Raw genomic sequence first — 22,517 nt, 5'->3', positions numbered from 1 at the left:
CCCGGGACGGGTCCCCGACCGGTCAGGCGGGGCGCTCGAAGACGTAGTCGTCCTCGTAGCGGTCACCCACGAGGAACCGCTTGGTCCCCACCCTGGCGAAGCCGCTCTTGGCGTAGAACCGCTGGGCCCGCTCGTTCTCCTGGTTGACCCCCAGCCACACCCCGACCGCGCCACGAGCCCGGGCCGCGTCGATCGAGGCCGCCATGAGCAGCCGGCTGGTGCCTGCGCCGTGGTGGTCGGGCAGGACGTAGATCTTGCTCAGCTCGGCGGTCGGTCGCAGCGTCAGCGCGGCCCGCACGTCCGGGTCGGTGGGCTCCCCGTGGACGACCATCGCGTAGCCGGTCACCACGTCGTCCCCCACCGAGACGAACAGGTCCCGGGCCGGGTCGGCGAGATAGCGCTCGAAGCACTCCAGCGACAGGACCTCGGCGATGAAGGTGTCGATCGCCTGCGGGGTGATGTGCGGAGGGCAGGCCAGCGCGAACGTCGCCGCCGCCACCTGGGCCAGCACGGCGGCATCACCCTGACCAGCCGGGCGCACCACCGCGTCCACGCTCAGGCCTTGTCCATCCCGGCCACGACGGCCTCGGCCACCTCGCGCATGCCGAGGCGACGGTCCATCGCGGTCTTCTGGATCCAGCGGAACGCCTCCGCCTCGCTGATCTTGAGCTTCTTCATCAGCACGCCCTTGGCGCGGTCGACCGCCTTGCGGGTCTCGAGCCGCTCGCCCAGGTCGCTGATCTCCCGTTCGAGCGCCTTGACCTCGGTCCAGCGGTGCCGGGCGATGTCGATGGCCGGCGTGAGGTCGGAGGCCGTGAACGGCTTGACGATGTAGGCCATCACCCCCGCGTCACGGGCCCGCTCGACCAGCTCGGTCTGGCTGAAGGCGGTGAGCATGACGACGGGGCAGATCCGGGCGGCCCCGATCTGCTCGGCAGCGGTGATGCCGTCCATGACCGGCATCTTCACGTCCATGATCACCAGGTCGGGGGTCAGCTCGGTCGCCATCTCGACGGCCTGCTCGCCGTTGCTGGCCTGTCCGACCACGTCGTAGCCCGCCTCGACGAGCATCTCGGCGAGGTCGAGGCGGATCAGGGCTTCGTCCTCGGCCACCAGGATCCGGGTGGGCGCGGAAGCCGCAGGCGTCGGCAGGGGCGTGGTGGTGTCACGGGTGTCGCTCACGGAATGAGCCTAGGGGACGTGCGTTAACGGCAGGTTGCGGCGGTCGACGGACGGACCCGCCACCCTCGGCGCGGGCGCCGACGCGGACCCGCAACCACCCGCGCTCGAGGTATGCCGCGCAGGCACCGCACGCGGCATACCGGCTCTGGTTGTGGGCCCGCCGAAGGACCAGAATGGAGCCGGTCCCGGAGCCGACCGGGCGTCCTCGTCCGTCGCGGTCCGGCTGTCCGTGGTCTCGCCGCCCGTGGCATGGCAGTGGGAGCCGTGGCTAGTGGAGAACGTGGTGGGTGCAGCTGCCCGTCCGCGCCGCCGACCGACGTCCGCGTCGATGCGGGTGGTCTGGATGCTCGTGGCCTTCGTGGGCGGCGGCCTGCTCGGGCTGTTCCTCGTCCTCCCCCGCACCCGGATGCTGCGCCCACGCCGCGTGCTCGCCTGTGACCTGTGCCAGCGACGACACCGACGCCTGCTGGCGGCGATGGTGGTGCTCGCCCTGCTCTCCGTCGCCGGCCTCGGGCTGCGGGTCTCGCAGCGGGCCCGTGAGCTGCCGGCCTGTGCTGCGGACACCTCGATCGCGGAGGGCCGCCGCGTCATCGACCCGCGGGCCCCGAGCCGGCCGCCGCCGTGGTCGACGGTGCGCTCGGTGATGACGGCGCCGGTGAGCGGGTTGGCGCTCGGGTTCGCCGAGGCCCGGGGTCAGGGGCTGTGCAGTGTCGGCGACCCGCCCATCACCCTGGCCTTCGTGCCGCAGGCCGGCGAGCACATGGGCAGCATGGTCGGCGAGGTCTTCCTGGCCTCGCCCGTGCCCCGGATCAACCCGGTGCGGGCCCGCGACCTGGCCGAGCACGAGTCACGCCACGTCGACCAGTGGGCCGTGTGCACCATCGTCGGCGGGATCTCGCTGCTCCCGGTCCTCTACCTCGTCGACGACACGCTCTACCCCGGGTCGGAGAACCACTTCGAACAGGCCGCAGGTCTGTTCGACGGCGCCTACCCCGCGCCGCCCGACCCGCCTCGTGGGCCGCAGGGGTGGGCGATCGCCCTGTGGATCGGGGTCGTGCTGCTCCTGACCCGCCGCCGGATCCGGTGGGCGGTCCGGACCCTCGGGCGCCGCACGGCGGTCACCGACCCGGCGCGCTGCGGTGTCCACACGACCGGCTGGCGCTAGCGACCCCCTTCAGGTGTGCGGCTGGTCCTTCAGGAGGTGGAGCAGCGCGCCCTGCTCGGTGCTGACGAGGGCGTAGCGGCGCGCTCCCCGGCGGCCGTGCAGCACGAAGACGGTGCGTCGGTCGTTGCGGTCCTCGAGCTCCCACCAGCCGGCGTCCGCGATCGACTTCGTCTCGTCCTCGTAGGTCGCGTGGTCGAGCGCGTGGTCGTCGACGGGCACCGCGAGCCGGTCCTTCGCCGGGCTGGTCGGCAGTCCGCGCGGCACGGCCCACGAGCGCAGCACACCGTCTTCCTCGAGCCGCAGGTCGAAGTGGTGCTGCGGCTTGTCGTGCTCGTGCAGCACGAAGACCGGCCGACCACTCCCCTGCTCAACGGACACGAGCACCTCCGAGCTGCGCCGGCTGGGTGCCGAAGGCGGGACTCCAACCAGCAGGACTGCCGCTGATCCTGTCACGCCTGCTGTGATGGACGGCATCGAAGCCACCCGCCGACTCGCCGGCCCCGACGTCATCGACCCGTTGCCGATCGTGGTCATCACCACCTTCGACCTCGACGAGTACGTCCACGGCGCGCTCAAGGCCGGCGCCCGCGGATTCCTCCTCAAGGACGCCGGACCCGCCCTGTTGACCCAGGCCATCCACGCCGCCGCCGAGGGAGACGCCCTCATCGCACCCAGCGTCACCGTCCGACTCCTCGCCGCATTCGCACAGACCCAGACCTCACCGCCCCGCCAGCCGATGGAACCGCTCACGGCCCGCGAGGAGGAAGTCCTCCTGCCGGTAGCCAAGGGCCGGACCAACAGCGAGATCGCCTCTGAGCTCTACATCACCCCCAGCACCGTCAAGGCCCACCTCGCGAGCCTCATGAGGAAGCTCGGCGCCCGCAACCGCGTCGAGGTCGCCATCTGGGCCCACGAGACCGGCCGCGTGCAGGCGCGACACTGACCACCATCGGGGGTCGTTTCCTCAGGTCACCTGGGCGCCGTAGGCGGGAATTCGCCCTGTGGGAAGGCAGCTGAGGGGTCTGGCCAGCGACAACCAGTTTGGCTCGATGTGGGCCGTCATCAGCGGAGGCGTGGATGTGTCCACCGGCTCGCGCCCCGACGGCATCGCAGTGCGGCTGGAGCCTGTGCCGCGCTCGCTGCCGCCACGCGGCTTTCCGCCCACTTTGACGCAGGCACCGTTGTGCCGAACCTCCCGTCTTGCCGAGGAGCGTGGCGCGGGGACGCGGCGGTCCTGTCCGTCCGTTCGTCACTGGTCGATGGACGCCATGTTGGCTTCGTCGTGACGGTCTCCGGCGGCGGGGGTGAGGTGGTTGAGGCGGTCGAGTTGGTTGGCGCTGAGTTCGACGTTGTCGGCGGCGGTGTTCTCCTCGACCCGGGAGACTCGACGGGTGCCGGGGATTGGCGCGATGTCGTCGCCCCGCGTGAGCAGCCAGGCCAGGGCGGTCTGGGCCGGGGTGGCACCGATTTCGGCTCCGATGGCACGGACCTCGTCGACGATGGCGAGGTTCCGGACGAAGTTCTCGCCGGTGAACCGCGGGTTGGTCTTGCGCCAGTCGTCGTCCGCGAAGTCGTCCACCGAGCGGATCTGGCCGGTGAGCAGGCCGTGTCCGAGCGGCGAGTACGGGACGAGGCCGATGCCGAGCTCACGCAGCAGCGGCAGTATCTCCGCCTCCAGGTCGCGGGTCCACAGCGAGTACTCGGTCTGCAGCGCTGACACCGGCTGGACCGCGTGGGCCCTACGGATGGTCTCGGGGCTTGCTTCGGAGAGCCCGAAGTGGAGCACCTTGCCCTCCACGACGAGGTCCGCGACGGCACCGGCGGTCTCCTCGATCGGGGTGTTCGGGTCGACGCGGTGCTGGTAGTAGAGGTCGATGTAGTCGGTTCCAAGACGCTTCAACGATCCCTCGACGGCAGCGCGGACGTTGACTGCGCTGCTGTCCATGACGCCCGGGGTGGCCTCGCCATTCGTGTGGGACACCAGGCCGAACTTGGTGGCGACGACCACCTGGTCACGTCGGCCCCTAATGGCCTGGCCGACGACTTCCTCGCTGTGGAAGGGTCCGTAGATCTCAGCAGTGTCGATGTGGGTGACGCCGAGATCGAAGGCGCGGTGGATGGTGCGGATGGACTCGGAGTCGTCTAGAGCACCTTCGCTGGTGTACGTGCCAGCCATGGTCATTGCACCGAGGCCGATGCGGGAGACCTGCAGGTCGCCCAAGGAAACGAGCTTCATGATCGGGTACTTCCTTCACTGTCTGAATCGTCGGTTGTGACGACCCACCCACAGAACCAGCGCACCGAACGAGGGAGGAAGACACTGACAAGAGTGGTACTGACAGTGACCCCTCGACGACCCCGCAGACCCGTATCCGGTCCGTAGGGTGAACACATGACCAGCGAACGGGACCGGGATGTTCGCGGTGACGTGCGCACCCAGATCCGCGAGTTTCTGACGAGCCGACGCGCTCGAATCACCCCGCAGCAGGCCGGGCTCCCGACCTTCGACACGGCTCGACGCCGAGTGCCAGGACTTCGCCGCGAAGAGACCGCAATGCTTGCCGGCATCTCCAGCGAGTACTACGTCCGACTCGAGCGCGGCGATGCCACCGGCATCTCCGAAGGCGTGGTCGAGGGCATCGTGCGTGCCTTGCAGCTCGACGAGGCTGAGCGTAGCCACCTCCTGGATCTGCTCAGCGTCGCCAGCAGCACGCGCCGCCCACGTCGGCGGCCAGCCGTCGCGCCGGTTCGTCCGACGGTGCAGCGGATCATCGACTCGATGGTCGGCACGCCTGCGTTCGTGATCAACGGGCGGCTCGACGTGCTGGCCTCGAACGAACTCGGGCGAGCCCTCTACGCGCCGATCTACCAGGAGGCCACCGACCCTCCGAACAACGCGCGGTTCATCTTCCTCAACCCCCACGCGGCACGGTTCTGGCCGGACTGGGACAAGGCCGCCAACGACACCGTCGCCATGCTGCGAACCGAGGCCGGGCGGGACCCCTACGACCGCGACCTGTCCGACCTCGTCGGGGAGCTCTCGACCCGCAGCGACGAGTTCCGGATGCGATGGGCTGACCACAACGTCCGGCTCCATGTCACAGGCCGCAAAGCCATCCATCACCCCACCGTCGGTGACCTCGACCTACCCTTCGAATTCTTACCGCTCCCAAGTGACCCCGGTCAGAGCCTGCTGACCTACACAGCTGAACCTGGCTCCCCGACGCAGGAGGCCCTTGATCTGCTGGCGAGCTGGACAGCCAGCGTTCGCGGCCCGGGGCTGAAGAGGACCGTCGAGGACGGCTGACCCTGATGTCCGTGTTCGAGCCGTGGTCAACGTTGCGTCATAGCGCCGCCAGTCGCCCGCCTGCATAACGGCATCGGGAGCCAGCGACTCTGGATATCGTTTAAGGGTGTCGGCTTCCGCTGCGGTAACTCCTCGGCCTCCATTGCCGTGGAGTTGGCGGGCCGTGACGTGGGGGCTTCTTCTGCTTGCGGCGATGTTCCTATTCGGCTGGGCGGGCGCCTCCATCTGGAGTCTGCCGGAGGACGGAACCGACGGGAATGGGATGTTCGCGCTGTGGCTTTTCGGCCTCGCCATTGCGGCACTAGGGACGGCGTTGCTGTTGTTCAGCTACGCACTCTGGCGGCGCCTCCGCGCCCCCTGACCCGAGGCGACACCGATGTGGTGCCCCGACCCGTGGCGGCAAGGCCGCTTGCGTTATTGGGACGGAACGGCGTGGACCGAATTCATCGCCGACTGAACAAGTATCCGTTGGTTGACTAGGTCTTTCCGCCGCCAGTCTGCCCGGTGTCGTCACTGGTACTGGAGTCAGGCGCGGTGCCATCTCCAGGCCGCGATACCAGCCCGGCGCGCACTTGACGGCGATGAGAGCGGCAGGAACAGTGCCCACATGGCTGACCAAGTCCAAGGAACTGATGTCTCCGCACGTCAGGCGCATGCTGAGGCAACCTATGAACGCCTCCTCGGGCCGCGAGACGTGACTGAGCCCGACCACGACCCTGAACTGACGCGTATCGTGCGCGGGTTCATCTTCGGAGACGTCTTCGACACTGGCGGGTTGGACGACCAAACCCGTGAACTCATCACCATCACCGTGTTGGCCTGCCTTCAGAGCTTGCCGCAGCTCACGTCCCACACCAGGGCCGCGCTCAACGTCGGTGTCGAGCCCGTCGCCATCCGCGAAGCCATCTACCAACTGGCACCGTTCATCGGTTTCCCCCGCACCCTCAACGCAGTAACGACGATCAACGAGGTCTTCCAGGCCAGAGGAATCCCGCTACCGCTTCCGGAGCAGGGCACCGTCGCCGAGGCCGAGAGGTATAGCGAAGGCCTCGCCGTCCAGGCGCCCTTGTATGGCAACGAGATCAAGGACAACCTGGCCGATCTGCCGGAACCGTTCAACACGGCACTTCCTCAATTTCTGACCGAGTTCTGCTTCGGCGACTTCTACACCCGAGACGGACTCACCTTGGCCCAGCGTGAACTGCTGGTGCTCTGCGCGCTAGCCACCATCGGCGACACCGCCGCCCAGCTCGGCCCCCACGGCAAGGGCTGCCTTCAAACCGGCAAGACCAAGACCGAAGTGGTCGCCGCCCTGGTTCACTGCTTCCCCTACATCGGATTCCCACGCGCAGTCGCAGCGATCCGTGCGGTCAAGGACCTGTAGACACAAAACCTGCGCTGCCTTCGTTTCCCGTGAGATCAGGGTGTGTCACATCGCCGCCTATCGGGTGGTGACTAGCGTTTCTTCAATGCCGAGGACAGCGCGTTGGGGAGTAGGGCCACCGCCCGGGCAACTACCGTGTGCTCATGGGGATGATCTGGGTCGGGTATCGGCGCGATGACCTAACGGCTCGCCAGATATTGGAGGACCCGGAGCAGTTGGATGAATTGCTGGATTCGGACGACGATGAGAACTCCGTTGATATCGACAAGGCGTGGCATGCCTTGCACTGGCTCCTCAACGACAACGGCCACCCGACGGATGACTCGCTGTCTGAGACCATCTTTGGTGGCGAGTCCATTGGCGAGGATCTTGGGTACGGACCGGGGAGGCTCCTGCCCGCTGATCGAGTCCGAGCCGTCGCGCGTGCGCTGGGCCAGATCGAGCTGAACTCACTCCGAACCAGGATGGACGCTCGAGCTATGGAGTCGGCAGAGATTTATCCGATGATCTGGGACGAGGATGACGTCTTCGACTCCTACCTTGCTCCTGCCTACGACCGACTCCGCAGGTTCTACACAGCCGCGGCGGCCGCCAACCAAGCTGTCATTCAGACAATCTGCTGACGCCGTTCTGGAGGCGGGATCGACATCACCACCCGATCATGCCGCCGTGCCGACGTGCGTCTTTACGCTGCCAGGCGACCCCGTGCGTTCGGTGTGGAGGGCGTCAAACTGCGAGTTGCCGGCTTCTCCACCAGCGGACGGCCGACGCGCTGCCGATCATGGCGGGCCACAGCCACCAGCCGAACAGTGGAAGAACGAAGGCGTCGAACTGGATGGCGGGGATCATGAGGATGACGGCCGTGACGGCACCGACCGTCGCCATGGTGAAGCCGGCCCAGCAGATCCAGCGCGCAAGGAGGCGCCCCCTTAGCGCCAGCCATGAGTAGGTGGCGACCAGTGCCATGCAGGGGACCAAGACAGTGAGGGTGTACAGCCACTGCGCAACGGCCGTCACCTCGTAGAGGGTGACGGCCGCCTGGTCCGTGACAGCGGCCAGCTGGTCAGGCAGGGCGAAGATGGATGACGTTGCGGTGACGAAAAGGCCCTGCGTCGCAACGACGCCGACCAAGCACACCATCACCTGGGGCCCGATCGACCATGGCTGCACCTGCCGCACCTGTTGGGCCAGGACAACCACGAACATGACCAAGAGCGGGAGTGAAGCCAGGGCAGCCAGCGTGTTGACCTGGAGGGTTCCGGCGTTGTTAATGGCGAAGCGTCGGACGTCCGCGGCCGAGGCAGTACCGGGATCGGGCGCCGACTCCGGTGCGAAGGTGCCGATGCTCACCAGGAACAGGGCAAGGCCCAGAAGGGCTGTCCGTCCGACTGACCGGCGGTTGCGCGTGGGATCGTCCTGCACTGCGAGGACGGGGGGTGGGGTCGTGGTCATGGCCTGTTCCTTCTGCCGAGTGGTCAGCCCACGGTGCTCCCCGCCCGCACCAGGACGCGTCCACCAAGAGTCGCGCCGCGGTCAGCCTGAGGTCGCGGTGATCGTCAGACCTCTACACCCCGCAGTGGCGCCTGAGTACCGTCGTTGGAGTGAACAGTCGGCGCGATTTCCGTCCCACCCGCGGCGAGGCCGTGCTGGCGGCGGTGCTGCTCTGCGTGGCGCTGACAGAGGCCCTGTTCTCGGATGAGCAACCGGCTCCCACGCTCGTGCGCTTGCTCGCCGCGGGCGTGCCCCCGATCGCTGTGGCGTTCAGCCGGATCTGGCCTGAGGTTGCCGCGGGTGCTGTGGTGGCCGTGTTCCTTGTGGGGTCTTTTGAATCGTCCCCGGCGGGGACGCTGGGAGCCGGGTTGGCCTGGTTAGCCGTGGTGTTCGCCGTGGCCGCCTGGTCACGTCAGCCCTGGCCATGGCTGCTCACCCTTGTGCTTGTCGGCACCTTTCGGGACCTTCGCACCACCCCCTTCGAGGCCTCGAATGTTCTTGTCGACTGGGCCTTCTTCACCTTCGCGATCGGTGTGGGCAATCTCGTACGCCGCCGCACAACCAAGACGGAGATGCTGGCCGCTCAACTCGAGATCGCCGCCGCCGAGCACGAGGCCCGGACCACCCAGGCGGTCAGCCATGAGCGAGCCGCTATTGCCCGTGAGCTGCACGACGTCGTGGCGCATGCCGTGAGCCTCATGGTCGTGCAAGCGGGCACAGCACGGCCGATGGCGCAGCAGGTGAACCAAGAGCTCGCGGGCGTCTTGGAAACCATCGAGACCACCGGACGTGGCGCACTCACCGAGCTACGCGGACTCCTGCACGTCATACGAGCCACGGACCAGACAGACCTGGCGCCACCACGGGACCTGAACCGGCTTGACGAGCTCATCGGCGGCATTCGCCGTGCTGGCGTCGACGTGCGCAGTACCCTCGCCTTCTCCGCCGACGTACCCGTCGGGGTCGGGTTGTGCGCTTACCGCACGGTCCAGGAAGGCCTCACCAATGCGATGCGCCATGCCGACGGGTCTCCAGTTGACCTCGAAGTGACCAGCGACTCCTCGACCCTGAGAGTGCGAGTCCACACCAAGGGCGGCCCCGGTGCGCAACCGGAGCTTGGCACTGGCACCGGTCTTATCGGGCTGCGCGAACGAGTGCTGCTATGCGGCGGACACCTCACGGCCGGGCCTGACGGCACCGGGTACCTGCTCGATGTCGCCCTGCCGCTGACAACGGACCCAAATGCGACGGACGACCTGCAGGCTCCTCCCGTAGGTGCACCCTGATGATTCGGATACTGCTGGTCGACGACCAGCACTTGGTCCGAGAGGGCATCGCCCGCCTGCTGCGCGACGTCCCCGACATCGAGGTCGTCGGGCAAGCCGCCGACGGCGCCTCCGCGGTGGAACTGTCCCGGCGCACCCTTCCCGACCTGATCCTGATGGACGTGCGCATGCCGGGAATGGATGGAGTCGACGCCACCGCGCACATCGTCGGCGACCGACCCCACGCGCGCGTACTTATCCTCACCACGTTCGACCTCGATGAAGCCGTCAACCGCGCCCTCCACGCTGGCGCCAGCGGGTTTCTACTCAAGGACACCCCCTACGACCAACTAATCCACGCCATCCGAGTCGTGGCCGCAGGCGACTCTGTTCTTGCCCCGTCCGTCACCCGTCGCCTGATCGAGCACTTCGCCCCTCACCCCACGCCTACGTCGGCGGACCTTGCACTCCTTGATCGGCTCACCGAACGCGAGGGTGAAGTCCTGGGCCTCGTCGCGCAGGGTCTCTCGAACGCCGAAATCGGTCGAACCATCTTCCTCAGCGAGGCCACGGTCAAGACCCACGTCGGGCGAGTCCTGACCAAACTTGGTTGCCGAGACCGAGTCCAAGCCGCCATCTTCGCCCTTCGCACCGGCTTCACAGCACGAACCTAAAATCGCGCGTCTTTCCGCCGCGAGTCGGCGAGACCAAGACTGCTCACTTTGCCCAGGCCTGCGTGCTTACATGGAAATGCCCCCCGGTGCAACGGGATCAGTTCTAGCCGCCGCCCCCCAAATTGGGGCCTACGTTTGGTGGCTTGTCGCCCTTCCCACGGCGCTCCTCATACCAAGGGTCTGTGTCTTCACCCTTGGAAAGCGCACGCAGCCTTCGCAGCTTCCTCACGACCCATGCCGGACCCGCCATGAACCGTGCCATGCGGACCACCTCCAGCATTGAGTCTTCTCTGGCCAGCCCAGAGGCGGCAATGTTGGAGGGCATGCAGGCTGCTCGGGTGTCGGTCACGTCCACGGGTCCTGCTCGTGGATTCACATGGCGGCCCCCTCATCCAATGGGCCCCCCGTCCGACCACATCAATCCGTACTAGTGGGGGACGATCTCAACTGCCTTGCTTCGCCGCCAGCGCCTCGAAGTTCTCGTAAAGCGCAGGCACGCCGTGCTTGTCGCGCGCCTTGATAGCGGCGGGGCCCACGCGCGCCCAGACGCCAGATACCCACAACCAGTCGAGCACGAGGTCGGTGTCGATCAGCCCATTCTTTGTGAGCGTCCCGATGGTTTCTCCCCAGTTGAGAAGACGTGACACGAGGAGATCGTCAGAGGATGCGGTTTGGGGGTCGAAACCGTCCGCCCAGACCGCCTGCATGGCCTCTTCCAAGCCCATCGTCGAACCCCACTGCGCCAGTTGCACGAGCATCGCGCCGTCCTGCCGATCTGCCATGTCATTCACCTCGTTGGCTTCTGGTTTGTTCGGACAAAACGCTACGCCTGACCATCTGCCCACGCCTACGATCTTCGGACGACCCATAGACGCGCACGAGCGAGACTGACGTGTCGACCGCCCAGCTCGCCGCGGGCCGCGGGGTGCGTCCTTTCGCCGCTATCGGCTGCGCAAACGTCCCCTCATGCAGCCGATGAGTGGACGCATGACAACAGTGCGTGTGCGATTGGCCTGCTTCGGCAAAGGCTCGACCAAGGGGTCGCTGTCCCTCAATGCTCAACGGTGCGATGCTGTGCACGAGTCGCCTTCCCGCTCGCCGACGTGCCTGGCAGGGCAGGTTGCTGCCGTACGCAGAACCCCGCACCGAGCAGGATCAACACCGTCCCGATGACGGATTTCATCGACAGCGGCTCATCGCGAATGGCGAAGCCGGCCGCCAGCGCGACCACAGGGGCGGCATAGGTGTTCAGGCTGGCGCCGTGAGCTCCGGCGTTCTTGATGAGAGCGAAGAAGGCAGCAAACCCGCCTGCCGTGCAGGCCGCCCCAAGAAGGACAACCGCTGTGGCGCCAGCGGTGGTCCAGCGAGGGAATCCTTCCGTGGTCACCGCCGTCAACATGGTGAGCGGAGTGGCGACGATCAGCATCGCTGCGGAGACGGACAGACTTAGAAGGTCGGCGAACCACCGATCGATCAGGACTGCTCCGAGCGCGTAGCACCCGGCCGCCGCGATGAGCAACCACGCACCCATGCCCCCACCGGGTGTCCCCATGAGCAGCAGGACACCGCCGAAGCCGAGGACGGATCCAGGGATGATCCGTGCCCACGACTGACGCACCCCCGACGCGAGGACAACCGACCAGACCAGCACGAAGAATGGCTCCAAAGAGATCAAGACACCAGCCGTTCCGGAAGTGACGCTGCGTTCGGCAACAGCGATGAGGGTGAAGGGGATCAGGACCTCCACGACCGCCAGCAGCACTGTCTTCCCAGGTGCTCGCCGAAGAAGATCCAGAGCCTGGGTGCCGGCCACCGCGACGAGCACCACGGTGCCAACGAAGACGCGTCCCGCGACGACAGTCAGCGGCCCCAGCCCTGCGTCAAGTGCTTCTGCGATCACAAGGTACGGGACACCCCACAGGATCGATACGACGCAGAACAGCGCCAACGTACGCGCGTTCATCGATGGCTCTCTCGTGCTGGCATGCCGATAAAAATAGAGCGAGCAATCTACGCAGATCTACGCACTTCACATCAACCTAGAGAGCCCATCTCAACCAATTGAACGGCCACGACCGAATATGGTGAACGAATGCACAACCTCGATGATCTGGACTGGACGTTGCTGGCATTGCTTCAGAACGATGCGCGGCTCGGGTACCGCGAACTGGCCAGGCAGTCGGGACTCTCGGCGGCCACCGTCGCCAGTCGCGTTCGTCGGATGGAGAACACCGGCGTGATCGCCGGCTACCACGCCAGGGTCGATCCGCGGGCAGCCGGCTACGGCGTCACCGCGTTCATCGTCGTCGACACCAACGGTCGGCGCGAATCATTCCGGGTCGCAGAACTGGCTGCCGAGACCGCAGCGGTGCTGGAGGACCACAGGGTCACCGGCTCTGACGATCACGTTCTCAAAGTCGCCGTACCAGACCTCGGCGACCTCGAGCCGCTGATCGACAAACTCAACGAGCTCGGCAGGTCCGCGACGACCATCGTCCTCAGCTCACCCAAACCATGGGGCCAACTCGACAAGCCGTAGAACGCCCGCTCACGCCGCTGTCGGCCTGGCGCCGGGTGCCGTGGATGTCTGCGTCGGGCACTTACCACGACGGTGCGAGCACCGTGGGGCGCTGATCGCAGTCCCGTCGGGGACACTGGGGGGCACCGACCGTAGCTTCGACAAGGAGTCAGCCGTGACCGAGGGAACCGTCCGCTGGTTCGATGCCGATAGGGGCTTCGGCTTCATCGCCCTCGGGCAGGAGGCAGAGGACCTGTACGTGCATGCGTCCGAGATCGTCAGCGACGACGCGATGAAGCTGCTCCGGGAGGGGCAGGTGGTCGAGTTCGAGATCGGCGAAGGGGACCGCGGCCCGCAGGCACGTCGCGTCCGGGTCACGGCCGACCACGCTGCCGATACACCGCTGGGCGTGCTCGGCACCGTGTCTTGGTACGAGCCTGCCAAGGGGTACGGCTTCATCACCCCCGACGGCAGTGGTGCCGAAATCTTCGTGCACAGTTCGGCCATCGTGGGGGGCGGCGTGGTCTCGGAGGGGCAGCGGGTGGCGTTCCTCGTCGTCGACGGAGAGAAGGGACCGCAGGCTGACCATCTGCTCCCCTTGGAAGCCCAGGCCGCCCAGCAGGCCGTGGCATCCGATGGGGCGGACGGCACCGTGTCCTGGTACGACGGCGAAAAGGGCTTCGGGTTCATCACCCCCGAGTCGCGCGGCCCCGATGTCTTCGTCCACGTCCGGGAACTGGCCGACGGACTTCTCGGGCTGGGCGAGGGGGACCGAGTGACGTACGACATCGTCGTGAGCGAGAAGGGCCCGCAGGCTCGCGACGTGCGCCTCGCGCGCAGCTCGACACCGCAGGGTGCACCCGCGTCGTCGACGACCCGCGCTCGGTCGGGACACCGGGAGGCATCCGACGTCCCTGCCCGCGGCGGCGAGGGAGTGGTCGCGCGCTACGACCCGGCGCGGGGGTTCGGGTTCATCACCCCGGACGCGGGTGGCGCGGACCTGTTCGTGCACGTGTCGGTCCTCAGAGGCGCCGAGGCGCTGTACCAGGGCGATCGGGTCCGGTACCAGGTGCGACAGAGCGATCGAGGACCACAGGCCGACCGCGTCGAACGGGTTTGAGCGAAACATCGGTCCGGGCGGAGCCGGTACTCAGGCGTGTTCCGATCCCCCTGCGCACTCACGCCGCGATCCGCTCGTGCCATGAGCGCGATGACTCGGGTTGATCAGATCACGGCCTCGACCACCCCATGACCGATGTCGCCGCCGTACCAGATCTTGAAGCTTGCGCCGGGCTCGACCTCATCCGTCCATGGGTCGTCGGCCCAGAAATCGAGTCGGACATGGGATTGAGACGAGCCGGGCTCGAAGTCCTGGCCGACGGCTGAGTAGGCGCGAGCCCCGAGTGTGTGGTCGGGCCCGAAGACGTATACCAGGGACGGTGTCCCGTCCGCGGGCAACTTGTATTGGCGGCTCTCGTCTGCGACGAACGTAAGACTGGCGAGCCCGGACCTCATGGGCAGACGCTATGGCCTCGCATCGCCGGTGGGCCATCACGAAACGTCCGCACATGCCGCGATGCGGGAGTGCGTCTTTCGCCGCTTGAGCCGGGTTGATGCTGGGTGGCCGTCCCGCTTGACATGATGACGAGCATGACGGGACACCTGGCAGCGGATGGCTATGAAGACTCGGGTGGAAAGGCGTGGACGCAAGCACATGTAGCGACGTCCGACTCCGGGTGTGGAGGCGCGCGGGTATTCCGAGGACCGGCAGGCCTGTCCCAAGTCACGTTCGTCGGCGCACGCTGAGCCGTGATGCCCCCATCCAGTTGGGCTGACGACGCCCACGCAACCGAGACCCGCGCCCTGCTGGCCCACCTCGGCACCGCCATGATCGCGACCGGACAACCAGTGCAGGAGATAGAGGAGGAGCTCGCCGAGGTCGGCATCCAACTGGGCTACCCCGAAGTCCAGACAGCAGTCGGTCCCACGGGCCTGGTCGTCACCCTCACCGACGGGGGTCCCTCAACGTATCGGTCGGCTCCCCCCGGTATGCGCCTCCACCAGTCCGCGAGCGTGCGCCGAATCCGCTACCAACTGATCCGAGGCGTGCTCGCGCCCGGCGCCGCCCGCGAGCAGCTCGCGGCGGTTGCGCATCGCCCTGTCCGGCACCCCCAGTGGTTGGTCGCCCTGGCCTGGCCCGTGCTCGCCGTCGGTATTGCGCTGATCCTGCAACCCGGCTGGGCCAACGTCGCCGCGGCTGCGGTTGGGGCAGTCATCGTGTTCGTGCTCGTCCAGCTGGCGGAGCGGTACCAAGTGGTGAATTCGCTGCTGCCGACCCTTGCCGCGTTCGTGGTCTCCTTGGCCGTCTTCGGTGCCGCCGACGCAGGACTGCTGGAGGGCCCGTTGCGTACCGTATTGCCGCCACTGGCGGTCCTGCTCCCCGGAGCGTTGGTCGTCAATGGCATGTCAGAGCTCGCCGCCGGGCACATGCAGGCTGGGTCGGCCAGGCTCACCTACGGCCTGGTGCAGCTGGGGTTGTTCGCGCTGGGACTGCTCATGGCTACCGCCCTGCTGCGGGTGCCGCCCGCGACGCTGGCCAATGTCCGGGTCGATGAGATCGGGTGGAGGGGTGCGCCTGTCGGCCTGCTGCTCATCGGGCTGAGCATCTGCCTGATGGAGGGCGTGCCGCTGCGGATGCAGGGATGGGTGTTGCTCGTGCTGAGCCTGGCCTTCGCGGCCCAGGTCGCCGGGCAACAGCTCGGCTCGATCGGCCTTGGAGGCTTCCTCGGGGCGATCGCGGCCAGCCTTGGGGCGAGCGTGGTAGAGCTCCGACGACCGCAGCTGGCACGCCTTGTGCTCTTCCTGCCGGCGTTCTGGCTGCTCGTGCCCGGAAGTCTAGGCCTCGTGGGTGTGACGGAACTCGCGGCGGGTCGCGAGTCGGCCACCGACGTCGCCCTCGGCGTGCTTGGGGTCGTGATCGCCATCTCTCTCGGCCTGCTGGTGGGCTCTTCCCTTGGCAGTTCCCTGCGCGGGCGGCTGGCCGCGCCCCCCACGTAAGCCATCACGAACAACTCTGCCGATGCACGAGAGAGGGGCATCTGCGGAACGAACGACCACCGCTCGCAGCGTTGCTTCCAAAGGCGTACCCACTCCTCGAGAAGCGCGTCTATCCGCCGCGTGTCGGCGCGCGGCCCAGCGGCTTTAGAACAGGACCTTGGTCCTCAACAGGCCGTCTCCGGGAGAGCGCCCGGACAGGACTCGGCAGAACTCGACCGCGTCCATCTCCAGCACCGCGCCGCCCGCTCCGGATTGATACAACCCCCCGGCGGGTCCGGTGAGTGTCAGGTCGACCGGCTGGCCATGGCGCTGGACCCAAGTCCAACACCACGTCCTGCACGATGCGGCCGTTGACGGGCGAACCCAGCGACGGCGGACGACCGACCGCCTCGCTGATGTCGATGGTGTGCATCCACGCATCGCGGGTGTAGACCGCGTCCAGCAGCCGGCCGAGGTTGACCGAGCGCGGCATCCCCGCCGCGGCCGAACCACCGGTGGACAGCGGCACACTGACGGCGCCGAACCACGCCGACAAACGCAGGCGCCCACGGACGGCATGCGGGGCAACGGCGCGCTGTGCCTCGGCCCGCCGCGCATCGGGCAGGCCGGCAAGGTCGGCGATCTGAAGGCTGTTGACGGCGTCCAACGGATTGCCGGCGGACTCCCCTCGATGACGCAACCCCCCACAGCTGCTGCCGTACGAACTCACGTACGGACGCGTTACCCCGGGCCGCGCCGATCAGATGGCCAACCATGTCCGCGACCGACCAGCCAGGACAAGGAGTCGGCAACGCCCAGTCCTTCTCGCCTAACGTCCGCAGCAGTGTGTCGAGCTGCTCGTACACCGCGAGGCAGACCGGCCAGCATCGGTACGCCGAGTGATCTGGGCCGTTTGGGCAACGTCCTGGCCTTTCGACAAACGGTCCTCCAAACGTCAGCGACTCGCGCACCGCACAACACACGCAGACTACGGGCCATCGACACCCCCGCCTCTGCGCCGCTAGTCGGCTGCCCTTACGATCGTCCGTCCCTGCAGCGGGTCGCTCCACCCTTACTCCACGGGCGTGACAATCCATCGCCGCGGTCGGCGCCTTTTCGGTGTAGACGTGCATGGGTTCCCGACCGAGGAAGGGCCTGGGTGGGGTGTGTAATCGGGGTGGCCGACGGGTAGACGGCCCGACAAGATGAGTCCGTGTTCGGACTCGAGATAGTCGTCATGCTCGGACTCGCCTTGGTCGTGTGCGGTCTGTTTGCGCGGCGCTACCCCTTCGCCCCAGCCATCTTGCTCGTGCTGGTCGGCGTGCTGCTCGGGTTCTGGCCGCACGTGCGGCAGGCCCAGCTGCCGCCGGAGGTGGTGCTTCTCCTGTTCCTTCCCGCCTTGCTGTACTGGGAGAGCCTGACGACCTCATTGCGGGAGATCCGCAACAACCTGCGGGTCGTGGTCCTGACCAGCACCGCGTTGGTCTTCGCCACCGCTGCCGCGGTCGCTGGCGCCGCGCACTGGCTCGGCCTCGGGTGGGGGCCGGCGTGGGTTCTCGGCGCGGCTCTGGCACCTACCGACGCCACGGCTGTCGGCGTCCTGGCCCGCGACCTACCCCGCCGCACGGTGACCGTGCTCCGCGCCGAGAGCCTGATCAACGACGGCACCGCCCTTGTCCTCTATGGACTGGCGGTGGGCGTGACGGTCGGCCAAGAGCACCTCACCGGCTGGCACGTGACCTGGTTGTTGGTGCTGGCCTACTGCGGGGGTGTTCTGGCCGGCGCACTCATCGGATTGGTCAGCTGGCAGGTTCGGCGCCGGATGGACGATCCGATGCTGGAAGCCATCGCGATGCTGGTTACGCCCTTCGCTGCGTTCCTAGTGGCAGACGTCGTCCACGCGTCCGGCGTCCTGGCCGTCGTGGTGTGCGGGCTGTTCATGAGCCAGGTGGCGCCACGCATCACGGGCGCGGTGACGCGGCAGATCGCCATACCGTTCTGGGCGCTGTCCACGACGGTGCTCAGCAGTGCGCTCTTCGTACTTGTCGGGGTGTCGGCCCAGTCCGCTGTCCGGGGGTTGAGCAGCGCCTCCATGATGCGGGCGCTCGGTGACGTGCTGGTGGTCACGGCCGTCGTCATCGGGGTCCGATGGGCGTGGATCTACACGACGCCGTACCTCATCCGGCTCCTCGATCGCCGCCCTGCCCAGCGGTTGCGCCGCGTTCCGGCGCGGCAACGCATGGTCAGCGCGGTAGCGGGGTTCCGGGGAGCGGTGTCGCTGGCCGCGATCCTCGCCGTGCCGCACACCCTTGACTCCGGAGCACCCTTTCCCGGACGAGACCTGATGGTGCTGATCACGTGCGGGGTGATCCTCCTGACCCTTCTCCAGGCACTTCTCCTGCCTTCGGTGGTGCGCTTCGCGCGGCTGCCAGCTGATACCTCGGTCGACGAAGAGGTCCAGTACGCCGATGAGTACACCCTGGACGCGGCAATCGAGGCGCTCGAAACCACGGCCAGCGAGCTCGACAGCGATGAGGTGGTGATCGAGCGGGTGCGTCGCGAACTGGACAAGCAGCGCAGGCTGGTGGCTGCTGCAGGTGCGCGGGACAATCCTGCGGTCCAGCACGACGACCAGTACACGAGCCTCCTACTCGCTCTCATCGGCAGGCGACGTGAGGCACTCCTCGAACTGCGCGACGCACAACGCATCGACGACATCGCGCTGCGTCGGGTGCAAGCTGGCCTCGACGCCGACGAGGTGCGGTTGCTGAGAGCGCACCCTCTCGAGTGACGGGAGGGATGCGCGGGGCGCCGTTGCTGAGAGCGCACCATCGCGGGTGACGGAGAGCGATGCCCGGTGCGCCGTCGCGCAGGGGAACGGCGCAGCCTTGCGAGAGGGCGTAGGGCTTTCCGCCGCGAGCGTGGGCCCCAACCAACTGGCGTGCCGAAGGTTCCAGGCACCTTCCCGAGGTGCATGCGAACATCTTCCCGTGGCCGACGATATGGCAAACCCCACCAACCGAAACACCCTGGCGGCCCATCTCGAGTCTCTGGGCGTTCGCGACAACGCGTACCACTTGCATGTCGCGCACGTCGATGATGCCTTCGTCATGGATCAGCGACCCGAAGGGTGGGTCGTTTTCTACTCCGAGCGAGGTGGCGAGGCTTCCCTCACCACGCACAGCGACGAAGCGAGCGCCTGTGCAGAATTACTGGCCCGGGTGACCAGCGCAGAGCACGCCTTCTTCGAAATGGTCGCTGGGCCTGCGCCCGCCGCTGAAGCGGATGCAGCCTTCGATGCTTGGCTGGAGCATCGCGGAGCCGTCCGGGCGACGCTCCAGTCGGCGGAATGGAAGTTCGATGACGTTCCATGGGCGTCCGGCCCCTATTGGCGTCGGTACTTCGTGAGAGTCGCCGCGATCCGGCGGCTTGGCCCTACGTCTTGACATGCCGCCACCTCGGCGCGTCTTTCCGCCGCCTGTCGGCTCGCCTGGGTTTCGGCTCGTGCCAATGATGGTGATGCTGCGCGAGGAGGTCTCCCGCATCGGTGGCGGAGATCCTGTAGACACGTCGTCATGACCGACGACGTGACCGTAGTCCTGGAACTTGAACGATCGCGCCTTCGATCTCTCGTCGAGCGTGACATGGTCGTCGCTGAACGGATCCACGCTGCGGACTACGAGCTGGTGACGCCCGCCGGGGAGACGCGCACGAAGGTGACCTACCTGGGCGACGTGGCCACCAAGCGTCTCGAGTACCTCGCCTTCGAACCCACCTCACCGATAGCTGTGCGGGCGACGCGAGATCTCATCGTGCTTCGTTACGTCGCCCACATCCGGTTGAGGGTTGGAGTCGCTGACGAGGTCGATTTGAGCGCCTGGCACACCGACCACTACGAGAAGCGCGACGGCAGATGGACTGTCGTGTGGTCACAGGCGACAGAGATATCGGCCTGATTCGGGCACAAGCCAAACTGTGGTGTAGGAAGAGGCCAGCGGATCTGCACATCGTGTACGCGTCTTTCCGCCCCAAGCCGGTTGACCGGAAATTCCAGACATGACGATGCACGGATGGCTACGGACCGAGAAACGTCCGCTCATGCCACTGAACGATGGTGCTTTCAGCCGCGCCGGATGATGTGACCGCTGAACGAGCGCTTTACGGGCGCGCCGTCGTTCGGATCGAAGCTCGCGGCAAGTCCAAGGCCAACGGTCCAGCCGCCCACGCACGCGATCGCGATGACGACGTCGTCGGCACTGGCCCTGTCGCCCACGAACAAGGCGCCGAGGCAAACCAGGACGAACAAGAGCGCGAAGACGCGTCGGGTACCCGGCGTTGTTGGCCGACGAAACTGGTGAAACGCTCCGAAGCACAGCCCGTAGAGCCCGAACGCTGCCGCAGCCTGACTCGAGGACCAGTTCCCGCCGAACCACAAGACTGCGAGAAATCCCGCAGGCAAACTGACATTCGTCAGAAGCCTGACCCAAATTGGAACCCCCGCTGCGTTCACCCGCCGCAGCCTAGACCTGCGCGCCGGCACCGGGCGGATGCTTGTCATCATTCGTCGACGTCCCGACGTCCCGACGAGCCCGAGGCGGGTCTGCTCCGAAACCTGACTCCGCCGGACACGACCGCGATCCGCGGTCATCCTTTCGCCGCCCATCGGCGGGCGGCATCAAACGAAAGTGCTGAGGGTCGGGCGTCCAGCCGTCGCTGCGTCCGTGCCGGCCGCGGCTCGGTCATGAACGCATTCACCGAATGTCGAGACAACGACGTGATCCGTGTTCGACCTCCTGTTGCACCTTCCAATGAGCTGGTCACCGGTGCCACGCTGAACCATGGACTCGTGGCACGGGGTGGCCCGCAACAGTGGATGGGCCGGACTGCTTGGCGCGGTGTTGTTGTTTGCGGCGATCATTCCGCTGGGGTCCTTGGGAGAGCCTCCGCTCGAGGCGAGCACGAAGGACGCCGCGGACTTCATCCGCAAAGCGGCGGAGACCAGCTGGGTCCAGCCACTTCAGGCGGTCGGGGCAGTCGGGATGATCGGATTGCTGTGGTTCCTGATCGGGCTCTCTCTGCTCTTGCGACGCGCCGAGGGCGACCCGCCCTGGCGTTCGACCGTGGCCTTGGGGTCCGCGGTGCTGCTCCCGGCCTATTACTTGGTGAACGCGAGCTGGGCGTCCGCCGCCCATCGGGGCCTTGAACTGGACCCGGCCGTTGCAGCGTACGCGTATGACATCGGCAACATCGGCTTCGCCAACACTTGGCTCGCCCTCGGCAGTTTCGCCGGCGCTGCCGGCTGGGTGATGCTGACGACCGGCGCCTGGCCGCGATGGCTTGGCTGGTGGGGCGCTGTCGCCGGCGTCGGGATGCTGCTCGCCCGCTTCGTGTGGACGATCGAATCCGCATGGATCGCGCCTTACGGTCTCTTTTGGATCTGGCTGCTGACCGTCGCCGTACGGCTCGTGATGGGCCGGGACGTCCCAGCCGTCAGCGCGGCGGTGGCCCCCGCCTAGCGTGCCGCACGGCAGTCCAGGCGCATGGTGTGCTGGGATGACGCGCCAACTGGACGGTCGGTTGCAGCCGCGTCACATCGCCGCATTCGCTGGGCTGCGTTGTTGGCCGCGGGTTGTGCTATATCGCCGTCACGGACCTCGTTCGTGGAACCCTGGTGCGCGCTTGACTGTCTCATCGACATGCGCGTAGGTGGAGTACTCACCGTTGCCCTTGCCGTGTTGCTTTTCGCCGGTTGCGGCGACCAGGGCCCTGGCACGACTCGCGACCAGTCGGGCGTCACTGGCCAGGTCCACCTGGGGCCTCAGTGTCCAGTCGAGACCGAGAGTGAGCCATGCGAAGACAAACCGGCCGCAGGCTCGGAGGTCACCGTTGCAAAGCAGCTGCCCGGCGACTCGTATGCCGGTGGGGAGGTAGTCGCGCGCACCACGACCGACACAGACGGCAACTACCGCGTCGCCGTGGCACCGGGAAGGTACGTCGTCACAGCCGACGCCGGCACGTCGTGCGAACTGATGGACGCGCAAGTCGAGGCCGGCGCGTATTCGACGGTCGACATTCCATGCGACACAGGGATTCGCTGACCGTCGGGCGACTATCAGGAGAGTGCCGCACTCGAGCCGACGCACTTGCGTCGACGAGTCCGCAGTTCAAGTCCACACAGGACCCATTATCGGCTTGTCGAGCGGCGAGCTAGTGAGTGGGTCACACCGCCGCCTGCGGGTGTTGCTGGGCAGGCATCGTGTCGGCATGCGTAGCTAGGAGGGCTGCAGCGGTGGTCCCAATGCGCTGACGCCGTAGCGAGCACCGATCTCGGCGATCTTGTCGGGGTCGGGNCGCCCCTCGGAGGTTCGCGAAGTACGCGCTCTGTTCCTCGAACATGCCCTCAAGCCCCGCCGGCGTGGTCACTCCGAAGGCCCACACTGGGTCGTCACCGAGATTGGCGAACGTGTGGGGGACGTCTCGAGGCAGCCACACGAG

General features: G+C 67.0%; 25 protein-coding genes and 1 pseudogene. 16 read left to right on the top strand and 10 right to left on the bottom strand.

All coding sequences use genetic code 11. The annotated features are described in order from the left end of the window. Positions 1 to 22 precede the first annotated feature (22 nt). Positions 23 to 553 carry an N-acetyltransferase gene (locus tag ASG95_RS10095; protein WP_157581929.1) on the bottom strand — a complete coding sequence of 177 codons (531 nt, stop codon included), beginning with the start codon at positions 551 to 553 and terminating at the stop codon, positions 23 to 25. 2 nt (positions 554 to 555) lie between these two features. Beyond that, positions 556 to 1,182 carry an ANTAR domain-containing response regulator gene (locus ASG95_RS10090; RefSeq protein WP_082592476.1) on the bottom strand — a complete coding sequence of 209 codons (627 nt, stop codon included), beginning with the start codon at positions 1,180 to 1,182 and terminating at the stop codon, positions 556 to 558. A 283-nt stretch (positions 1,183 to 1,465) separates the two neighbouring features. Between ASG95_RS10090 and ASG95_RS10085 the strand changes: the two genes are divergently transcribed. Continuing rightward, a complete protein-coding gene (locus tag ASG95_RS10085) occupies positions 1,466 to 2,347 on the top strand; it encodes a hypothetical protein (protein ID WP_157581926.1) in 882 nt (293 codons plus the stop codon). 9 nt (positions 2,348 to 2,356) lie between these two features. Here the strand turns inward: ASG95_RS10085 and ASG95_RS10080 are convergent, their stop codons facing one another. Then, positions 2,357 to 2,725, bottom strand: coding sequence for a DNA polymerase ligase N-terminal domain-containing protein (locus ASG95_RS10080; RefSeq protein WP_057377371.1), 369 nt, complete (start codon positions 2,723 to 2,725; stop codon positions 2,357 to 2,359). A gap of 85 nt (positions 2,726 to 2,810) precedes the next feature. On the opposite strand from ASG95_RS10080, the pseudogene ASG95_RS10075 reads away from it, so the two are divergent. After that, positions 2,811 to 3,290 (top strand): annotated as a pseudogene (locus ASG95_RS10075) (LuxR C-terminal-related transcriptional regulator); the annotation flags it as partial. A gap of 306 nt (positions 3,291 to 3,596) precedes the next feature. Here ASG95_RS10075 and ASG95_RS10070 read toward each other — a convergent pair. Beyond that, positions 3,597 to 4,583: an aldo/keto reductase gene (locus ASG95_RS10070; RefSeq protein WP_057377370.1), complete on the bottom strand. Its 987-nt coding sequence runs from the start codon at positions 4,581 to 4,583 to the stop codon at positions 3,597 to 3,599. A gap of 156 nt (positions 4,584 to 4,739) precedes the next feature. On the opposite strand from ASG95_RS10070, the gene ASG95_RS10065 reads away from it, so the two are divergent. The 4 genes from ASG95_RS10065 (at position 4,740) to ASG95_RS10050 (ending at position 7,661) form a co-directional block, all read left to right on the top strand. Continuing rightward, complete coding sequence (locus tag ASG95_RS10065) at positions 4,740 to 5,654, top strand: helix-turn-helix transcriptional regulator (protein WP_057377369.1); 915 nt, start codon at positions 4,740 to 4,742, stop codon at positions 5,652 to 5,654. A gap of 376 nt (positions 5,655 to 6,030) precedes the next feature. Then, a complete protein-coding gene (locus tag ASG95_RS22410) occupies positions 6,031 to 6,111 on the top strand; it encodes a DUF2510 domain-containing protein (RefSeq protein WP_082592475.1) in 81 nt (26 codons plus the stop codon). 150 nt (positions 6,112 to 6,261) lie between these two features. Next, on the top strand, positions 6,262 to 7,038 hold the full coding sequence (locus ASG95_RS10055) for a carboxymuconolactone decarboxylase family protein (protein ID WP_057377367.1): 777 nt from the start codon (positions 6,262 to 6,264) through the stop codon (positions 7,036 to 7,038). Between the two features lie 143 nt (positions 7,039 to 7,181). Further along, a complete protein-coding gene (locus ASG95_RS10050) occupies positions 7,182 to 7,661 on the top strand; it encodes a YfbM family protein (RefSeq protein WP_157581923.1) in 480 nt (159 codons plus the stop codon). A gap of 103 nt (positions 7,662 to 7,764) precedes the next feature. Here the strand turns inward: ASG95_RS10050 and ASG95_RS10045 are convergent, their stop codons facing one another. Further along, positions 7,765 to 8,490: a hypothetical protein gene (locus ASG95_RS10045; protein ID WP_057377365.1), complete on the bottom strand. Its 726-nt coding sequence runs from the start codon at positions 8,488 to 8,490 to the stop codon at positions 7,765 to 7,767. A gap of 149 nt (positions 8,491 to 8,639) precedes the next feature. Between ASG95_RS10045 and ASG95_RS10040 the strand changes: the two genes are divergently transcribed. Both ASG95_RS10040 and ASG95_RS10035 read left to right on the top strand, forming a co-directional pair. Then, the gene (locus ASG95_RS10040) at positions 8,640 to 9,815 is read left to right on the top strand and encodes a sensor histidine kinase (protein ID WP_057377364.1); all 1,176 of its coding nucleotides are present in this window, start codon (positions 8,640 to 8,642) and stop codon (positions 9,813 to 9,815) included. After that, positions 9,815 to 10,468, top strand: a complete 654-nt coding sequence (locus tag ASG95_RS10035; protein ID WP_235543722.1) for a response regulator transcription factor — start codon at positions 9,815 to 9,817, stop codon at positions 10,466 to 10,468. The genes ASG95_RS10040 and ASG95_RS10035 overlap by 1 nt, the downstream gene beginning before the upstream one ends. A 443-nt stretch (positions 10,469 to 10,911) precedes the next feature. Here ASG95_RS10035 and ASG95_RS10030 read toward each other — a convergent pair whose 3' ends face one another. Together ASG95_RS10030 and ASG95_RS10025 are read right to left on the bottom strand one after the other, a co-directional pair. After that, a complete protein-coding gene (locus ASG95_RS10030) occupies positions 10,912 to 11,250 on the bottom strand; it encodes a hypothetical protein (RefSeq protein WP_057377362.1) in 339 nt (112 codons plus the stop codon). 269 nt (positions 11,251 to 11,519) lie between these two features. Next, entirely contained in the window at positions 11,520 to 12,431 is a 912-nt protein-coding gene (locus tag ASG95_RS10025; protein WP_057377361.1) for a DMT family transporter, read from the bottom strand. A 129-nt stretch (positions 12,432 to 12,560) separates the two neighbouring features. Between ASG95_RS10025 and ASG95_RS10020 the strand changes: the two genes are divergently transcribed. Together ASG95_RS10020 and ASG95_RS22270 are read left to right on the top strand one after the other, a co-directional pair. Next, positions 12,561 to 13,007 carry an Lrp/AsnC family transcriptional regulator gene (locus ASG95_RS10020; RefSeq protein ID WP_082592474.1) on the top strand — a complete coding sequence of 149 codons (447 nt, stop codon included), beginning with the start codon at positions 12,561 to 12,563 and terminating at the stop codon, positions 13,005 to 13,007. Between the two features lie 154 nt (positions 13,008 to 13,161). Continuing rightward, positions 13,162 to 14,106 (top strand): cold-shock protein, encoded by a 945-nt coding sequence (locus ASG95_RS22270; protein ID WP_057377360.1) that lies wholly within the window; start codon positions 13,162 to 13,164, stop codon positions 14,104 to 14,106. A 104-nt stretch (positions 14,107 to 14,210) separates the two neighbouring features. Here ASG95_RS22270 and ASG95_RS10010 read toward each other — a convergent pair whose 3' ends face one another. Further along, positions 14,211 to 14,501, bottom strand: a complete 291-nt coding sequence (locus tag ASG95_RS10010) for a hypothetical protein (protein ID WP_057377359.1) — start codon at positions 14,499 to 14,501, stop codon at positions 14,211 to 14,213. Positions 14,502 to 14,798: 297 nt separating this feature from the next. Here ASG95_RS10010 and ASG95_RS10005 point away from each other — a divergent pair, with 297 nt between their 5' ends. Beyond that, complete coding sequence (locus ASG95_RS10005) at positions 14,799 to 16,043, top strand: threonine/serine exporter ThrE family protein (RefSeq protein WP_057377358.1); 1,245 nt, start codon at positions 14,799 to 14,801, stop codon at positions 16,041 to 16,043. A 284-nt stretch (positions 16,044 to 16,327) separates the two neighbouring features. On the opposite strand, the gene ASG95_RS22405 is transcribed toward ASG95_RS10005, so the two are convergent. Further along, a complete protein-coding gene (locus ASG95_RS22405; RefSeq protein ID WP_369820406.1) occupies positions 16,328 to 17,119 on the bottom strand; it encodes a maleylpyruvate isomerase N-terminal domain-containing protein in 792 nt (263 codons plus the stop codon). A gap of 116 nt (positions 17,120 to 17,235) precedes the next feature. On the opposite strand from ASG95_RS22405, the gene ASG95_RS10000 reads away from it, so the two are divergent. From ASG95_RS10000 to ASG95_RS09990, 3 genes are all read left to right on the top strand, one after another. Beyond that, a complete protein-coding gene (locus ASG95_RS10000) occupies positions 17,236 to 18,813 on the top strand; it encodes a Na+/H+ antiporter (RefSeq protein WP_200961899.1) in 1,578 nt (525 codons plus the stop codon). Positions 18,814 to 19,012: 199 nt separating this feature from the next. After that, positions 19,013 to 19,468 (top strand): hypothetical protein, encoded by a 456-nt coding sequence (locus tag ASG95_RS09995; protein ID WP_057377357.1) that lies wholly within the window; start codon positions 19,013 to 19,015, stop codon positions 19,466 to 19,468. 129 nt (positions 19,469 to 19,597) lie between these two features. Further along, positions 19,598 to 19,978, top strand: a complete 381-nt coding sequence (locus tag ASG95_RS09990) for a nuclear transport factor 2 family protein (RefSeq protein WP_057377356.1) — start codon at positions 19,598 to 19,600, stop codon at positions 19,976 to 19,978. 164 nt (positions 19,979 to 20,142) lie between these two features. On the opposite strand, the gene ASG95_RS09985 is transcribed toward ASG95_RS09990, so the two are convergent. Then, entirely contained in the window at positions 20,143 to 20,532 is a 390-nt protein-coding gene (locus ASG95_RS09985; RefSeq protein WP_157581920.1) for a hypothetical protein, read from the bottom strand. A gap of 328 nt (positions 20,533 to 20,860) precedes the next feature. Here ASG95_RS09985 and ASG95_RS09980 point away from each other — a divergent pair, with 328 nt between their 5' ends. Next, positions 20,861 to 21,538: a hypothetical protein gene (locus ASG95_RS09980; RefSeq protein ID WP_057377354.1), complete on the top strand. Its 678-nt coding sequence runs from the start codon at positions 20,861 to 20,863 to the stop codon at positions 21,536 to 21,538. Between the two features lie 216 nt (positions 21,539 to 21,754). After that, the gene (locus ASG95_RS09975) at positions 21,755 to 22,120 is read left to right on the top strand and encodes a carboxypeptidase-like regulatory domain-containing protein (RefSeq protein WP_162259389.1); all 366 of its coding nucleotides are present in this window, start codon (positions 21,755 to 21,757) and stop codon (positions 22,118 to 22,120) included. The last annotated feature ends 397 nt before the right edge of the window (positions 22,121 to 22,517 follow it).

The sequence above is a fragment of the Phycicoccus sp. Soil803 genome, from assembly GCF_001429685.1.
Lineage (GTDB): Bacteria > Actinomycetota > Actinomycetes > Actinomycetales > Dermatophilaceae > Pedococcus.
This window is presented reverse-complemented; position numbering and strand designations above follow the sequence as displayed.

Bases quoted from the DNA above. Each gene is read 5' to 3' on its own strand.
- ASG95_RS10020 (WP_082592474.1), top strand. From the start codon at position 12,561: ATGCACAACCTCGATGATCTGGACTGGACGTTGCTGGCATTGCTTCAG.
- ASG95_RS10070 (WP_057377370.1), bottom strand. From the start codon at position 4,583: ATGAAGCTCGTTTCCTTGGGCGACCTGCAGGTCTCCCGCATCGGCCTC.
- ASG95_RS09980 (WP_057377354.1), top strand. From the start codon at position 20,861: ATGGACTCGTGGCACGGGGTGGCCCGCAACAGTGGATGGGCCGGACTG.
- ASG95_RS10045 (WP_057377365.1), bottom strand. From the start codon at position 8,490: ATGACCACGACCCCACCCCCCGTCCTCGCAGTGCAGGACGATCCCACG.
- ASG95_RS10050 (WP_157581923.1), top strand. From the start codon at position 7,182: ATGGGGATGATCTGGGTCGGGTATCGGCGCGATGACCTAACGGCTCGC.
- ASG95_RS10035 (WP_235543722.1), top strand. From the start codon at position 9,815: ATGATTCGGATACTGCTGGTCGACGACCAGCACTTGGTCCGAGAGGGC.
- ASG95_RS10025 (WP_057377361.1), bottom strand. From the start codon at position 12,431: ATGAACGCGCGTACGTTGGCGCTGTTCTGCGTCGTATCGATCCTGTGG.
- ASG95_RS22410 (WP_082592475.1), top strand. From the start codon at position 6,031: ATGTGGTGCCCCGACCCGTGGCGGCAAGGCCGCTTGCGTTATTGGGAC.
- ASG95_RS10030 (WP_057377362.1), bottom strand. From the start codon at position 11,250: ATGGCAGATCGGCAGGACGGCGCGATGCTCGTGCAACTGGCGCAGTGG.
- ASG95_RS09990 (WP_057377356.1), top strand. From the start codon at position 19,598: ATGACCGACGACGTGACCGTAGTCCTGGAACTTGAACGATCGCGCCTT.
- ASG95_RS22405 (WP_369820406.1), bottom strand. From the start codon at position 17,119: ATGGATTGTCACGCCCGTGGAGTAAGGGTGGAGCGACCCGCTGCAGGG.
- ASG95_RS10055 (WP_057377367.1), top strand. From the start codon at position 6,262: ATGGCTGACCAAGTCCAAGGAACTGATGTCTCCGCACGTCAGGCGCAT.
- ASG95_RS10065 (WP_057377369.1), top strand. From the start codon at position 4,740: ATGACCAGCGAACGGGACCGGGATGTTCGCGGTGACGTGCGCACCCAG.
- ASG95_RS10005 (WP_057377358.1), top strand. From the start codon at position 14,799: ATGCCCCCATCCAGTTGGGCTGACGACGCCCACGCAACCGAGACCCGC.
- ASG95_RS10010 (WP_057377359.1), bottom strand. From the start codon at position 14,501: ATGAGGTCCGGGCTCGCCAGTCTTACGTTCGTCGCAGACGAGAGCCGC.